The organism is Fenollaria sp. C0166D3 (genome assembly GCF_056590255.1).
The window spans coordinates 18533-33846 of record NZ_JBWPVU010000009.1 but is presented as its reverse complement, the minus strand read 5'-3'; the positions used below and the strand labels follow the sequence as shown (position 1 = coordinate 33846).

15 protein-coding genes are annotated in these 15314 nt (G+C 36.7%); all 15 read right to left on the bottom strand.

The window, feature by feature from the left end; all coding sequences use genetic code 11:
- Window positions 1–149 precede the first annotated feature (149 nt).
- Entirely contained in the window at window positions 150–650 is a 501-nt protein-coding gene (locus AC1EJ0_RS07045) for a DUF4446 family protein (protein ID WP_480023787.1), read from the bottom strand.
- Window positions 634–1803, bottom strand: a complete 1170-nt coding sequence (locus AC1EJ0_RS07040; protein WP_480023786.1) for an aminotransferase class V-fold PLP-dependent enzyme — start codon at window positions 1801–1803, stop codon at window positions 634–636. The genes AC1EJ0_RS07045 and AC1EJ0_RS07040 overlap by 17 nt, the downstream gene beginning before the upstream one ends.
- Before the next feature lie 106 nt (window positions 1804–1909).
- The gene (gene ppk1, locus AC1EJ0_RS07035) at window positions 1910–4036 is read right to left on the bottom strand and encodes a polyphosphate kinase 1 (protein WP_480023785.1); all 2127 of its coding nucleotides are present in this window, start codon (window positions 4034–4036) and stop codon (window positions 1910–1912) included.
- Window positions 4037–4040: 4 nt separating this feature from the next.
- Entirely contained in the window at window positions 4041–4925 is an 885-nt protein-coding gene (locus AC1EJ0_RS07030; RefSeq protein WP_480023784.1) for a Ppx/GppA phosphatase family protein, read from the bottom strand.
- A gap of 115 nt (window positions 4926–5040) precedes the next feature.
- Window positions 5041–5928 (bottom strand): YitT family protein, encoded by an 888-nt coding sequence (locus AC1EJ0_RS07025; protein ID WP_082244029.1) that lies wholly within the window; start codon window positions 5926–5928, stop codon window positions 5041–5043.
- Window positions 5929–6138: 210 nt separating this feature from the next.
- Window positions 6139–7341 carry an ABC transporter permease gene (locus AC1EJ0_RS07020; protein ID WP_480023783.1) on the bottom strand — a complete coding sequence of 401 codons (1203 nt, stop codon included), beginning with the start codon at window positions 7339–7341 and terminating at the stop codon, window positions 6139–6141.
- Window positions 7338–8012, bottom strand: a complete 675-nt coding sequence (locus tag AC1EJ0_RS07015; RefSeq protein WP_480023782.1) for an ABC transporter ATP-binding protein — start codon at window positions 8010–8012, stop codon at window positions 7338–7340. The genes AC1EJ0_RS07020 and AC1EJ0_RS07015 overlap by 4 nt, the downstream gene beginning before the upstream one ends.
- Window positions 7990–8409, bottom strand: coding sequence for a DUF4418 family protein (locus AC1EJ0_RS07010; RefSeq protein WP_480023781.1), 420 nt, complete (start codon window positions 8407–8409; stop codon window positions 7990–7992). Before AC1EJ0_RS07010 ends, AC1EJ0_RS07015 begins: the two co-directional genes overlap by 23 nt.
- Window positions 8410–8510: 101 nt before the next feature.
- On the bottom strand, window positions 8511–8954 hold the full coding sequence (locus AC1EJ0_RS07005; protein ID WP_480023780.1) for an FMN-binding protein: 444 nt from the start codon (window positions 8952–8954) through the stop codon (window positions 8511–8513).
- Between the two features lies 1 nt (window position 8955).
- On the bottom strand, window positions 8956–9642 hold the full coding sequence (locus tag AC1EJ0_RS07000) for an ABC transporter ATP-binding protein (RefSeq protein ID WP_058259370.1): 687 nt from the start codon (window positions 9640–9642) through the stop codon (window positions 8956–8958).
- The gene (locus tag AC1EJ0_RS06995; protein WP_058259371.1) at window positions 9642–10790 is read right to left on the bottom strand and encodes an ABC transporter permease; all 1149 of its coding nucleotides are present in this window, start codon (window positions 10788–10790) and stop codon (window positions 9642–9644) included. Before AC1EJ0_RS06995 ends, AC1EJ0_RS07000 begins: the two co-directional genes overlap by 1 nt.
- On the bottom strand, window positions 10777–12051 hold the full coding sequence (locus AC1EJ0_RS06990; RefSeq protein ID WP_480023779.1) for an ABC transporter permease: 1275 nt from the start codon (window positions 12049–12051) through the stop codon (window positions 10777–10779). Before AC1EJ0_RS06990 ends, AC1EJ0_RS06995 begins: the two co-directional genes overlap by 14 nt.
- Window positions 12052–12058: 7 nt before the next feature.
- Complete coding sequence (locus AC1EJ0_RS06985; protein WP_196792448.1) at window positions 12059–13300, bottom strand: DUF2318 domain-containing protein; 1242 nt, start codon at window positions 13298–13300, stop codon at window positions 12059–12061.
- 52 nt (window positions 13301–13352) lie between these two features.
- A complete protein-coding gene (locus AC1EJ0_RS06980) occupies window positions 13353–14021 on the bottom strand; it encodes an iron transporter (RefSeq protein WP_058259373.1) in 669 nt (222 codons plus the stop codon).
- A 13-nt stretch (window positions 14022–14034) separates the two neighbouring features.
- Window positions 14035–15303: an FTR1 family iron permease gene (locus AC1EJ0_RS06975; protein ID WP_480023778.1), complete on the bottom strand. Its 1269-nt coding sequence runs from the start codon at window positions 15301–15303 to the stop codon at window positions 14035–14037.
- Window positions 15304–15314: the final 11 nt, after the last annotated feature.

Sequence of the window (15314 nt, the reverse complement as noted above, 5' to 3'; positions counted from 1 at the left end):
GTATCAAGCCCAGCGGATGTATTAAGCTCGGCGTATGTATCAAGCACGGCGGACGTGTTTCAAATTTCGTTTCTCTCTCAAAGCCATTCGCACATAAAAATAGACTTGCCTAAACAAGTCTACTACAAATACATATTTACTTACACATATTAGATGCCGCGTATTGCTTTTTCTACTGCGCTTTGCTCTTCTTCTGAAAGAGGCGCTTGGCTCTCTCCATTCTTAATCATCTTGCCGTAGCTAACGCTTTGCTCTCTTCCATGTATAACTGAAAGCAAAACGCCGTTATTGAATTTATCCAAAAAACAAATCGAGAAGCTTAGCTCTGAAGCGCTATCTTGAAAGGCGTTGTACTTAACGTAGCCAAGCTTTTGTACGCAAAAGCTTAAATTGGTCTCAAGCCTATTGAACCTATCTTCATTAAGTATCATATCTCTATGGATGTCTTTAATGTCTTTACCGAAGGTAGCTAAGAGCTTTTCGACGCTGATGCCGTCCATGCCTTGTGTGAAGGCGTCAAGTCTTTCCTTAAGCTTCTTATACTTTATCATCTGCATAACGATTAGGACTATGGCTGCGATTGATATGACAGCCAAGCCCATAATTATGATAAATGCATTGTCAATTATAAATTTATTGATATTTTCCATCGTCCGCCTCTTTTTTAATCTTTTTTAATGTTTCGATTGCGTAGATGATTTCGTCTTCTTTATTGAAGTAAGAAAAACTAAATCTTACTGCACCTTTTTTTATCGTGCCAATGGTCTCGTGCGCAAGTGGCGCGCAATGAAGACCTGGACGCGTTTGTATGTCGTATTCATCGTCAAGGACATAGCTTAGTATGGATGAGTCAATGCCCTTCATATTCATTGAAACGACTGGCGTCTTTCTTGTCTCATCAAGTAGGCCGTATATTTCAACTCCGTCAATGGTCTTAAGCCCATCGATAAAGGTCTTTGTTAAAGCTTCTTCATGCCTTCTGATATTGTCAATACCTTCTTTTAGAATAAATTCAACGCCTGCTCCTAAGGCTATGATGCCGTGGCCATTTGGTGTGCCCGGCTCTAATTTATCTGGCATATCCATTGGCTGATAGACTTCATTTGATCTAGAGCCTGTTCCGCCCTCAAATGTGTGCATAACAAGCTCTGGCTCTCTTGTATATAAAACGCCTGTGCCTTGTGGGCCAAATAAGGATTTGTGTCCAGCTGTTGCTAGCATGTCTATATCAAGTTTCTTTAGGTCTATATCAATGATACCTGCTGATTGGGCTGCGTCTATAAGTATGATTATATCTTTATTAATGGCTTTAACTGCTTTTGAAATCTCATCTATGTCCTCAACTGTTCCCAGTAGGTTTGATGAGTGCGTCATTACAAGCATCCTAGTATTATCCTTGATTGCTGCTACTATCTTATCTTTGCCGACTTCACCAGTTTTTTCTGCCTGAACAACTGTTAGCTCTATGACACCCATTTCCTTAAGTGTGAATAGTGGTCTTAGTACTGAATTGTGCTCCATAGATGTTGTGATTACATGATCTCCCTTCTTAAGCGTGCCTTTGATGGCTGTGTTTAGTGCGTATGTCGTGTTCATGTGAAAGCTTAGATTAAGCGGATTGTCTACGTTAAATAGCTTGGCTAGGCTTAGTCTCGTCTTCATGATCTCTTCCATGGCTCTAAGAGCTAGCTTGTGACCGCTCCTACCGGGATTGGCACCGTAGTCTCTAAATGCTTCATCAAATTTTTTATATACGCTCTCTGGCTTTGGGAATGTTGTTGATGCGTTGTCAAAATAATGCATATAATCACCTCTTTTCTAATTATATCACAGCTGAAATCATTTTTCAATCACTATGAATTTGGCAAAGTAAAAGAGCCTCTCATATGAAAGGCTCCCCAATTAAATATTACTTTGTAAATATCTTTTTAATCTTAGTAAAGAAGTTTTCTTTAGGCGCTTCGTCCAATTTAGCTCTCTCAAGCTCTTCGTAAAACTTTTCTCTCTTCTCATTTGCTTTATGCATGAAATAATCTTGAGCGATAAGCGCTTCGCCTTCTACCCCTGGTTTGATGTAGTCACCTGAGTTAAGAAGTATCCTTCTCTTGATATTGTCCTTAAGCTGTATATCTAAGTAGCTTACAAGTCTTGCCCTTGCCTCTTCGTCGTATACTGGGCAGGCTATCTCGACCCTCTTCTCTGTGTTTCTAGTCATAAGGTCTGCGCTTGAGATATATATCCTCATATCGTTTCCTCTGCCAAATTGGTAGACCCTCGGATGCTCTAAGAAGCGTCCGACTATTGACGAGACGTGAACGTTCTCAGTAAAGCCAGCCACATTAGGTACTATGCAGCATATACCGCGTATAATCAAGTCGACAGTGACAGAATTTTGTGAGGCTTCGGCAAATTTTTCCAAAAACTCGTAATCGGTTAGTGAGTTCATCTTGCATCTAATGTAACCGTCCTTGCCCTTAGCTATCTCCTTATCCATCTCCTTAAGTAGTCTTGCCTTAAGTGTCGATGGTGATTGTAGTAGGTGTAGGTACTTGCCATTGAGCTTAGCTAGCGACATATTTCTAAAAAAGTCATTCGCATCAAGTCCTATCTCTTGATTAGCTGTCATGAGTGAAAAGTCAGTGTAAATCTTCGATGTGTTTTCATTGTAGTTACCGGTACCTATTTGCGTGATGTGTTTGATGTTCTCCCTATCGTCCTTGTATGTGATTAGGCAAAGCTTTGAGTGCGTCTTGTACTCTTCAAAGCCGTACATTATATTGCAGCCCGCCTTAAACAATTCTTCCGAATAATTGATGTTGTTCTCTTCGTCAAAACGCGCCTTAAGCTCCATAAGTGCAGTGACTTCTATGCCATTGTCACAGGCTTTCTTTAGGTATTCGACAAGCTTCGAGTGCTTAGCAAGCCTATATATAGTTATCTTTATAGAGATTGTCTTGTCGCTCTCGGCCGCTTCCTTAATCAAGTCCAGGAAAGTGTCGATATCGTCGTATGGGTAGCTTAGTAAAAGATCCTTCTCTTCTATTCTTTTAATGATAGAGCCGCGCTCTAAGGAATATTTTTTAAATGGAGTAAAGTCCTCGTAAGAAACTTTTTTGATGACGGAGCTTGGAATGATGTCCTCAAGACCATAAACGTACTTCATATTGATGGGACTCTTTGTCACGAGTATCATCTCATCTGTGATCGCTAGCTCTTCTTTGAGAAAATCAGTGATGCTCCTTGATTTTGTGTTAGAAATTTCAAGGCGAAGAACCTCTTGGCGCGTCCTCTTCTTGATGACCTTTTTCATAAAGTCTTTGTAATCGGCAATCTCCTCTTCGATATCGGTATTTGTTTCGAAATCAAAATTTCTTGTGACCGCAACAAGTGATTGCTCCTTGATTGTATAACCTGGGAACATGGTTGGAACGTAATGCTCAATCACTTTTTCGACTCTGATGTAGTTAAATTCATCGCCTGGCAGCGATAGATAGCGCTCGAAGATGTCTGAGATGGCTACAAGTCCATGCGCAATATTGCCATCAGCATCCCACATCTCAGTCACTATATATAGCTTTTTATTCTCTAAGAATGGAAGCGGATGTGCTGCGTCAACTATTTGCGCGGAGATTAATGGCTCAATCTTACTAAGATAGAAGCTTTTTACATAGCTTAGCTCCTCTTCGTTTAAGGACTTCATGTTCTTATTGTGCATATTGTACTTCTCTAGCTCTTTGATGACGTCCTTGTAGACCTTATCCCTCATCTCGTAGTAGTAGGGCATTGTCTTGTAGATGGCATCGAGCTGCTCCTTAGCTGTCATACCCGACTTTTTGTCAATGAACTCTTTTTTTGACTTCATCATATCAAAAAGGGATCCGACTCTAACCATGAAAAATTCATCCAAGTTCGATGTGAATATCGATATGAACTTGAATCTCTCAAGTGGTGGCACGCTCTCATCGCTCGCCTCTTCAAGCACCCTTTGATTAAATTTTAGCCAGCTCAACTCGCGGTTTTGCATGAACTCTTCCATTGCTTCACTCCTTAATTATCTTATCCTTTAAATAACCTTCACGCACGCCAAGCTTTGAGACGTTGACCTTTTCTATGCCAAGGTACTTTAAGAGTCTATATAGCATGATGGCTCCTGGCACTATGCTGTGAAGTCTTTCAGGCACAACCATGACAGTCGTGCGTATAATTTTTTTATTTCTGTCTATCATCTCATAGATATAATTTTTTACATCGTCAATAGTATATTCTTTATCGTCGTCGTTATCGAGCTCTTCGAAGATATTGCCTAGCGCTCTTGCTGTTCCACCTGAAGCGACTAGCTTTGTGCATTTGTATATGGAAACTTTTTCAGCCAGCATCTTGTCGATGACGTTTATCATCTCATCGTACTCTCTAACGCTTGGTATGGTGTTTTGAACGTAGTCACGGAATAAGGATAGGGATCCTGCCTTTAAAAATGCCATGTCTTTGATCTCTTTATTCTTTATGTAGCAAAGCTCTGTCGAGCCGCCTCCTATGTCTATGGTGTAGTAATCATCAAAATCGTATGCCATCTTCATGCCTTCAGCTCCATAGAAAGCCTCATCGTCTTCCGATATCAAATCAATATTTAGATCAAGCTCTTTCTTGACTTTCTTAACTATATCCTTGCCATTGTCCACGTTACGAAGCGAGGCCGAGGCAAAGACATATATCTCGTCAATCGGTAGGTAATCAAGCAGCATCTTTTGCGCGGATAAGACCTTCATCAGCTTTTTGATGCCCTTGTCGCTAAGCTTACCGTCTTCGACTAAGCCTGCAAGACCTGCCATGTACTTCTTCGAGAAGACTTCCTTTTGTATATTGTCCTTGTTATAAACGTTTAGGCGTATTGAGTTACTGCCTATATCAATTAGTGCGTATTTCATTTTTTCTCCTTATAATAATCATTGTAATACTACTTTGTTAAGAAATTGTAAAGTATGTAATATTTTTCAAAATAAAAAGCAAAAAGCCCTTCACTTGAAAGGCTTTTATCATATATCAGTCTTTTAAATTTTTAAAACCATAACCCAAGACTTCTGATGCGTTCGAAACTGAAATGAAAGTCTTTTGATCAAGATCTCTCAAGAAGTTCTTAAGCTTTAAAAAGTCTTTTCTATCAAGAAGAACCATGATGATGTCGCGCGGCTCTTTAGTGTACATACCATAAGCTTTGTAAATGGTTGCGCCTCTGTCAAGCTCTTTGATGATGAATTCTTCGATAGGTTTAGTGTCTTCAGCAATAATTTTGACCTCTTTATTCATATTCATGCCTTCGATAACGAAGTCTATAAGGAAACCGTTAACGATAACACCGAATAATGAGTAAATACCGATCCTTGCACCGAAGGCGTTACCAGCAAGTAGAGTTATAACTACGTCTGAAATAAGTACGCCCTTGCCTAGATCGATGCCGATGAATTTATTAAGTATCTTCGCGATGATGTCAGTACCGCCAGTTGATGCGCCTTGATTAAAGACTATCGCCATGCCAAGTGCTGTTACAAATACACCGAAGAATAGTTCTACAAAGGTATCTCCTGTCAATGGTTGGAAGTTTGGCATTAGCTTTTCAAGCAAGTCGAAGAAGCCTGATGTAAGTAGCGATGCAATGATGGTTTTAACACCAAATTGCGATCCAATTGTTAAAAACGCTAGTATAAATAGTCCTATGTTGATAATATACATCCAGTTACCTACACCAATCTCTAAGTAGTGATTAAGAACTACAGCAAGACCGTTTGCTCCACCTACTGAAAGATGAGCTGGGTTGAAGAAGAAAAACATCCCTGCTGCTACGATGAAGGTACCAAATAAAATTAATATGTACTCTCTGACCATCTTTGTGATCTCTTCTTTTGTTAATTTCTTTTTAATAAATTTTGCCAATAAGATTACCCCCTTCATTAACATCCATACAATTATACCACAAGATAAAAAGCTTAGTCAATAGCAATGTAGGCGAAAAAGTAAATATTTTTTCTTTTTGCAAAGACATATCTTGAGCTTTTTTTGCCAAATTTTCATACAAAAATATCTATGGAGGTTTTGCTCCCCCATAGATATTTACAATAAATATTTTACATCTAAAATTACATATTAGTCGTTTTGCCTTAATAAAAGTCCCAGTTCTTCTTTATTCATCTTTTTAATTGCTCTAAGTGATGAAAGTGGTCCCATCACTGTACCGATTGCAAATACAGAAATAAATATTATTGCAAGTGTTAAAACATTTGGCGCAAGGAAAGGCATTTTAAAGCTTAGACTAAACCAAGTTCCAAATAAAATTGAAATAACCAAGCCTAGTGCACTTCCACATGCAGATCCTGCAAGATTTATGGTAAATATTTCCCACAAAATAATATTTCTCAAATGTTTTTTGCTTGCTCCTAAAATTCTTAATGTGGCAAATTCTCTCTTACGTTCTTTGATTGTAATTGAATAAACAAGTGTGAGTACAAGGAAGACCAAGAGCCATACTAGAGCGATTAAAATATAAACATATTTAATCATATCTTGAGTTGATGTGCTGACCTCGTTCATCATTGATTGGGAAAGAAGAGGATAAACGCCCTCGCCCTTAAATTCGCTTCTAATCTTATTTTGTATTTCAACTGGATCAACGCTTTTTTTAAGCTTAATCATTACACATGAAATCATATTTTCATGGTCCTTGTCTTCAAGCTCAAGGATTTTTTCGTATTCCTTGGCAAGGCGTCTAGCTTCATCAAAATTTACAAAAACAGTATTGTCAAAGCCCATGCCCGTTTTTGCAAGTCTACCTCTTATAATAAATTCTTGGTTGAAAAATTTAACGTGTTTGTGCATATCGCCAACAATATTGTTACCAACCAAAACTTCTCCTTTTTCCAAGGGAAGTTTTGCTTGAGTTTCTAACCAAGGTTTTACTACAAAATCTGTATCAGAATCAAAGCCAATAACTTGTATTGGAAATGAGCAGCAACCAGCAGAAAGAGTAGCAATAAATAATTGCGGGCTTGCAATTTCAACGCCATCGATTTTTCTAATTTTTTCAACAACTGACTTATCTAAAAAGAATGTGTTTGGTTCGCCACGAAGGATTGCGCCTCTGATTTTTGAATCATAACCCTCAGGTACAACTATAATATCTGCGCCCATACGATTGGCAAGTGAGTGCATACCATTTCTAAGTGACAAAATTAAAAAGCTAGATAAAAATAGAACGAGGGTTAAAATTGCTGTTAAAATTATAAGCGAAGCACTTCTTACGCTTTTGTTTTGAATATTTTTAAAGGCAATTTGTTTAGAATCTAATCTCATATTGCCACCTCATTTAATTTACCGTCTGTCATTTCAAGAAGGCGAGACCCATATTTTAATAAATCATTGTCATGGGTTACTATAATAATAGTTGTGCCTTTTTCATTAATTTCTTTTAACATATTCATAATTTCTATTGTAGTTTTTGAATCCAAATCAGAAGTTGGTTCATCTGCAATTAAAATTTTCGGTTCATTCATGAGAGCCCTAGCAATTAAAACCCTCTTTAATTCGCCACCTGATAAATTTTTGCAAAAATCATTTTCCAAATCTAAAATGCCGCACATATCTAGAAGCATCCTAGCTCTTTCGACTCCATTCCCCTCACGATTTTTAAAAAAGTAAGGAAGTCTTACATTGTCAAGGACATTCAATGTTGGTAAAGTTCCAAGCGATTGAGGGACATAACCGATAAATTCATTCCTATATCCGCTTTTTTCTTCATCGTCCATGTCAGATAGATTTTTTCCTTCCACCAAGATATCTCCAGATGTGGGTTCAATGATCGCAGATAAAAGAGTAAGGAGCGTTGATTTTCCACTCCCACTTTTACCAATTATATTTATAAAATCTTTTTCTTTAACATCAAAACTTACATTATCAATCGCGAAAAAATCTCTCTCCCCACGTTTAAATGATTTGGATAAATTATTTACATTGATTAGATTCATTGCAAGGCCTATTTAAAAATATAGCAACAATGCTAATAACGATATAAAGTCCGACTAAAATATAAATCATAGGCATAGTTTTTGCTCTGCAAGCCATTTCAGGTTTCATACAGCCACCAATTAATTTTGCTGGTAATAATATTGCATAAATACCAACTATTACATTAGATATGGCTAGGGTAAAAAACATTTGCTTCTTAGATTTAATAGCTGTATAAATAAGGCCTAGGACGGTCATAACGCCACCAATACCTTTTATTGCTTGGCCCATCCAATGACATTTCATAAATTTTCCATCTGGCATTGCGGGACATACTGGAGCAAGTGTGCCTGGCGTTAAGAAAATTAATACGCCAAATATTATAAATAGAATTCCAAAAATTTTATTTTTATTCATATTTACCTCCTAATTTTTTAATTATATATTATAACACTAGAAAAAGCTAATTAAAAATATCTATAGCAAGTTTTTCACTATAGATAATTTTAATATAAGTTTTATTTTGCATCCTTCAATGCATCATTTACAGCTTCTGTGAAAGATTTAAATGTAACAGTTGCACCAGAGATAGCTTCGACATCTTCGATCCTACCTTTTTCAATTAAAAGCTTTGGATATTCCTTTGAATTTTTAACTGCTTCTTGTGCAATCTTGTAAAGGCCTTGGTTTGTAGCGCCTTCTTTGGCCTTTCCATAGTTTTCGTCTTTTTCACTTCCATCAGCTAGCAAGTTTTTTAAAGTTGCTTCAACAATTTTTCCATCCTTGATGGTAATATCTGTTGTAACCTTGCCGCCCCATTCATCAGCTTGGCTTTCTCCGTGGTATGTGCCATCTTTATATGCATCACTACATGAGTCATCAGCACGAGCATCGTCAGGCTTCTTGGCGCATGCTGTCAACAGTAAACTAAGCGCCAATAGTAATAATAAAGTCTTTTTCATATTAAACCTCCAAAACTGGTCTTTGTCTTTTTTGTTTTTCTTCTCTAGCAATTCTTCCATGCTCTAGAAAAACGATTCTTTCTGCCTCAACACCAACCTCTTGGTCGTGGGTAACAACTACAATTGTTGATCCGCTGTTATGAAGTCTTTCTAAAATATCCAAAACAAGCATTTCATTCTTTTCGTCCAAATTTCCTGTCGGCTCGTCTGCTAAGATAAGGGAAGGATGGTTGATGAGAGCACGGGCGATACAAACACGTTGTTGTTCGCCACCCGAAAGCTGATTAGGTAAGTGATTGTGCCTATCTTTTAATCCAACGCTTTCAAGGGCTTGCAAGGCCTCTTCCTTGTCTACCATTGAGTGATAGTATTGGGCCATCATAACATTTTCTAAGGCAGTTAAATAGTTCACCAAGTGGAATTGTTGAAAAATTAGTCCAATCTTATCTCTTCTAATCTCGGTTAATTCCTTTTGAGTTAATTTTGAAACATCAATTCCTTCAAGTAAAACTTCACCTATAGAAGGCTTATCCATACAGCCGATGATGTTCATCATTGTTGTTTTACCGCTACCTGATGGACCCATGATTGAAACCCATTCGCCTTTTTCCACATTTAAGTTTATTTTATCTAGTGCCTTTAAATCTCCGTATATCTTTGAGATATCTTTTAATTCTAATATATTCATTATTCCCCCCTCAATACAAGTGCTGGATCAACTGCAGTTGCAGTTTTAACTGGTATAATACAAGCCACAATTGTAATTGCTATTGATACAATGATTGTAATTGGAACTAGAGCCCATAAAAAATTTACACCTCTTGCAAAAACTCGTCTTGACACTTCACTTGCAAATAAATATCCAAGTAAAGAACCAAGGGCTCCGCCCATTAGTCCAAGCAAAAATCCTTCGCCTAAGAAATCATAAATTATTGATTTATTGTGTGCGCCCAAGGCTTTTTTAAGAGCAATTTCTTTTCTTCTTTCAGTTACAACAGCCATCATTGTTGTACTAACGCATATCATCATGATAAATAAAACAATAATTGTAACAATCCATACAAGGGCTTGAAGCTTTTCAAGTACCACGCCTTGTGATTCTGTAACTCTTTTAACAAGTCTGGCACTAACAGTGCTATCGATTTCATTTATTTTATTTGCAATTGCTTGAAGCTCTTCACTGTTTGCATCAATTGAACATTCGATGATGTTGATATTTAAATCGCCCATAATAGATCTAATATCTTCAATAGACATAAATATTAAATCTTCTTCTTTTCCGCCAGTCGTTACAATTGAAGCAACTTTAAAATCACTGTCTCTCATTTCTTGTGAATTTTCTTTTGGAGTGCTCAGTACAAAAGGATCGCCGATTTTTAGGCCAAGTTTTTTTGAAATTTCATGACCAAGCATAACTGTCCTTTTTTCACTCGGCCAATCACCATCAACCAGCCAGAATGGACTGTTCTTTTTTAAGCCGTCAAAATTTGTAGCTGCAATTACAAAAGGTTGCTCATTGATTTTTGCGTTTTGATAAATGTAAGGAGCAATTCCCACAAGTTTGTCGCCTGCAAGTTTTTTTATTTCATCAATATGATTATCTCCAATCTTATCGTCTTGAGATTTTGGAATAACAATCATATTTGCTCCATAACTTCTAAATTCTTTTCCCAATTGTCTTGGAATATCGTAATAGATTGTAACAAGACCTGATAAAATCGTTGCGCCCATTGCAATTGCTAGAAGTGCAGTTAGCATACGAGCCTTTCTTCTTGCTATCGATGACTCAACCATCTTCCAAAAGAATTGTACATTTTTTCTTTTAGCCTTTTCCATGAAGCACCTCCGTTGGATTAAGTTTTAGCAAATATCTAATGGCTGGTATGGAGCCTAAAACAATTACAAGTAAAATCAAAATAATCACAATAGGTATTACCATCGGTGTAGGCGGTATACCAGAGCCAAAAACTGTTATACCAATGATTTGAGTAAGACCAAGTCCTATAAAATATCCGACGGTTCCACCCATAATACCCGTGCTAATGTTTTCAGCTAAAATTCTCGTAATAATTCTCGTGTTATTTGCACCAATTGCTTTCTGCAGTCCAATTTCAGCGCGCCTTTCCATGACAGATGCTGTTACCAAATTTGAAATCGCAAGTGCTGCACCAATTAAGCTTAGTGCGGTAATTAAAACCATTAGCAGAGTTGTCTTGTTTAAAATATCGCCTTCGCTTTCTGCTACCTGCCTAATAGGCTTTGCGATTGAGTCGGTCATAACTTCTTGAATTTGATAACAAATCGCACTTACATAAGCTGTACAGTACCAAACCTCCCATTCCTTAATTGTAAGAGACTTTGGATTTCTTGCGGCTTTTCTTGCCAAATCGTTATCAGGAGTTGTTAATGCAGAAACTTCTACGCGAGAAACTACATTTGATACCCCATCCAATTCTTGAGCAACTTTTAATGGCAGATAAATGTGTGAGTCTTCATCACTACCTGAATCAAAAATACCTGCGATTGTAAATTCTTTTGTATTAGAAGAACCTTCGATTTTAATTTTATCGCCAAGCTTATAATTGTTTCTAAGAGCAAAGACAGTGCCAACCATGACTTTGTCTGTATCTTTGTCTTCAATCCACTCGCCATCGATATTCCACCAAGTTTTTAATTTTCTCATACCTGTATCGATGGACTCACCAGTTGGAAGGTCCATGTGATAATAAAACCATGTTCCTACAACTCTTGTAGATTCTCCATCAACTTTCGCATTGATATTTAAATATGGTGTGTAATCAACGATATTGAAAGACCAAAAGATGGTTTTTATTAAGCCAAGTTCATCTTCTTTCAAATAATTTTTTTGACTATCCTCGCCAATTCCATAAATATCATCAAGCATGGAAGATTCTTTTGGAACAACATTTATATTCGCCCCATAAGCTTTTAATTCTCTGTTGACCTTGTCACCAATGCCAAGCATTGTGTTAAGCATAGCGGTTGAAAGACAAGTGCCAAGCATTACTACAAGTGCAATCAAGACCATTTTTTTCTTTTGCCTAAAGATTGCACCTTTAATCATTCTAAAAAACATATGTCACCTACTTAAATACAAAGCTGTTGGCATCAAGATCTTGCATGTTGATTTTTATTTTTTCATCGTGAACAATGTATGGTATAGGGATTGGATTACATCCGCCCTTAAAACCAATTGTGCCACGATTCATAATAACATCACACAATTTGCAAATGACATCGTTGCCACGCTCATAATAACCTGATGGCCCGCAAATTTCACAAGCATCAAGCACAACTCCATATGAACCCTGAGATTTTTTAATTAAGAAAAATCTCATGTGAACTCCATCAGTTGCCGTATATTGATAACGGTGGAGTTTCATATCTTCAAGTTCTGACAGTGGGATAACAATCATATCGTTGTCAATTTCATACTCTTCGGGTTCTGAAAGCTGAATTTCGCGTCCAGAATAAGCCCTTAAATAAGTTAAACTAAAAACGTTAATAACGATTAAAATTAATAAAAATTTTGCCAAATTTCTATTGCATCTCATATGATATTTCTTTTTTCTCAATTCTGCAGGATTTTTAAAAGTTTCCTTAACCTTAATATTATTTAAATATAAGATTATTGGCAGGATTATTAAAAAAATCATTAGACTAAATCCGATGTAATGTGCATGGTTTATTACCCAAGCAATTGTGTTAAACACACTTGCATTTCTCGGTATAATGTCAACTGCGTATAGTCTTTGAAGAACAATAAATATTTGATTTATTCCCCAAATTGATAATGAGATCATTAAAATTTTATCCCTGTAAATTTTGTCAACTCGTCTAACAATTTTGAAAATTGCAATACTCGATAAAATCATCAGAACAACTGCAAATACATAACCAATGATTCTGTATAGAACCATGGTGGATACAGCAGATTCTCCATAATAAACAAAATTGTTTAACTGAACAAAAAGAGCCGGCATATAATAGAAAAATGACGCTATGATATAAAGGGACAAAAAACCAACAAAAATATTTTTATATATACTGGATTTTTCTTTTAAAAAATAAAAAATGATAATTCCAATAAAAGCAATTACTATTGGTACCATTGACCAAAATGACAAAGCGCTTCTGTTGACAAAATTTGGAATTTCTCTAATGACTGAAGAGATAATTGCCGCAAGAGTGCCTACAAAGACTGTGCCAAAAATAATTTTATATTTGCTTTTGAAGTTTTCTGTACTTAGATATCCAAGCGCCAGACCCATTATAAATGAGAATCCTACGCCAGCTTCCATTACTTTAACAAATATCTTTAACATAATTCCTCCTATGTACAAGGAGGAAATGGCTAAAAGCCATTTCCAATATTTTTTACCACTTTGGACCTGTCCATTCAAATTCTGGCCATTCAATAACGATTGGCTCTGTCCAGAATCTTCCTGTTACACCTGTTTCTTTGTCAACGTGTAATAGATAGTCGTTTCCTGGAGCAGAAATTTCAAACTTAACATTGTATGTGCCAAGTCCTTCTTCAAATTTTATATTTGCACCATAGTGTGGACCGTCTGATGCGTTCATTGGCATGAAAGCAACTTCTTGAACCTTGTCTGAACCTTTCTTTTGGATATATGCTTTAACATTTAGCCAAGGAACAAAGTCACCTGCGCCGTAACCAAGAGTTGTACCTTCATCTGTTGCTGAAATATCAGCTTCGATGTGGCAGTCAGCTTCTTCTTTTGATAGTGAATTACCTGCTGGTTCCATATCTACTGGTTGGAAATAAACACCAGCAACCGCTAGAGGGCCTGATTCTTGTTCATCGCCAATTGGGAATTCGTCGAATCCTGCGTCTTCACCAGGAGCTGCAACGTCTTTGCTGTCTTCAGCTTTTGTGTCTTCAGTTTTTGTGTCTTCATCTTTTTTGTCTTCAACCTTAGCTGTATTATCATCAGCTGGTTTTGGTGCTTGATTACATCCGTAAGCTGCAACTGCCATAATTGCAAGTGCTAGTGCGAATAATTTTTTTAATTTTGAACTCATAATAAACCTCCTATTAGTTCTTATTTGCATAATCTCTTTCGAGCTCTGCTCTTTTAATTTTGTTACGTTTAATTTGAACGATAACTGTTACAATAGTTATTACTATTAAAATAACTTGTGCCAATAGAGTTTCTACCCTATCATAAATTCCTAAGATGTCAATTGTAAATCCATTCATCCATGGAATTATTGTCCTGCTGATAACATCAGCTTCTTGCAATTCGTAAACTCCTTTTCCCACAAATGAAACACAAAGTACAAACATCAAGATTGATGTGACTGTGAAGAATGGTTTTAATGGAAGTTTTACACTCATCTTAGTGATCAATACATATACAATCGCAAGTACTACGATTGCGCATGCTAAGCCGCCCCACATATATGCAGGATTGTTTGAAATATTTTCTCTCATACCTTGGAAGAAAATAATCAATTCCGCGCCTTCACGGGCAACTGCTAAGAAAGAGCTGAATACTAAAGCCATAGCACTTCCTTTTGTAATTGAACTTTCGACTTTTGATTGGATGTAATGATTCCAAACTTCAACTTCAGATTTTGATAGCATCCAGTTTGATACATAGAATAAAACAATAACAGCCAAAAACATTCCGCATCCTTCAAAAATCTCTTGGCTAACACCACTGCTGTCAGCACCAAATTTCTTAGCAATCATATTGAAGATAATTGCAAGAATTATTGAAGCGACAATACCTAAAATTGCGCCGATATAAACGCCTTTTACGTATTTTAAATTGTTTGTCTTTACAAGATAAGCAATAAGGGCTGCAATAATTAGGATTGCTTCAAGGCCTTCTCTTAAAGTTAGTCCTAAGACGCTAAAGAAAACTCCCCAGCCAGATCCGGTTTTGCCTCTCATGCCGTCAAGGGTCTTCGCATCTTCGTGTAGGTATCTAATTAGTACTTCAACTTCATCTTTAACAACGTCGATATCTTCATTTTGACGCATAGATTTTCTCGCCAAATAAAATTGGTTTTCAACGGTTGATCCACGCTTACCAGAAATTGTTGTCATAACAATTTTTTCAAAGCCTAATTTTTCATAATATCTAAAATAAGCTTCGTTAATTTTGTCATAGCCTTCCTTGCCGGCATCTGGACCGCCTGCTTCATAAATTTTAAGGGCATCCCTTAAAACGACTTCCATGTCCTTACTTACGTCTTCCCAGTCTTTGTATTTTTTATCTGCCATATCTGCAAAAACATTAGTAATTGACATCAAAAAAATTAATGCTGTCACCAATAAAATGCTTAGTTTTTTCATAGTTCCTCCTT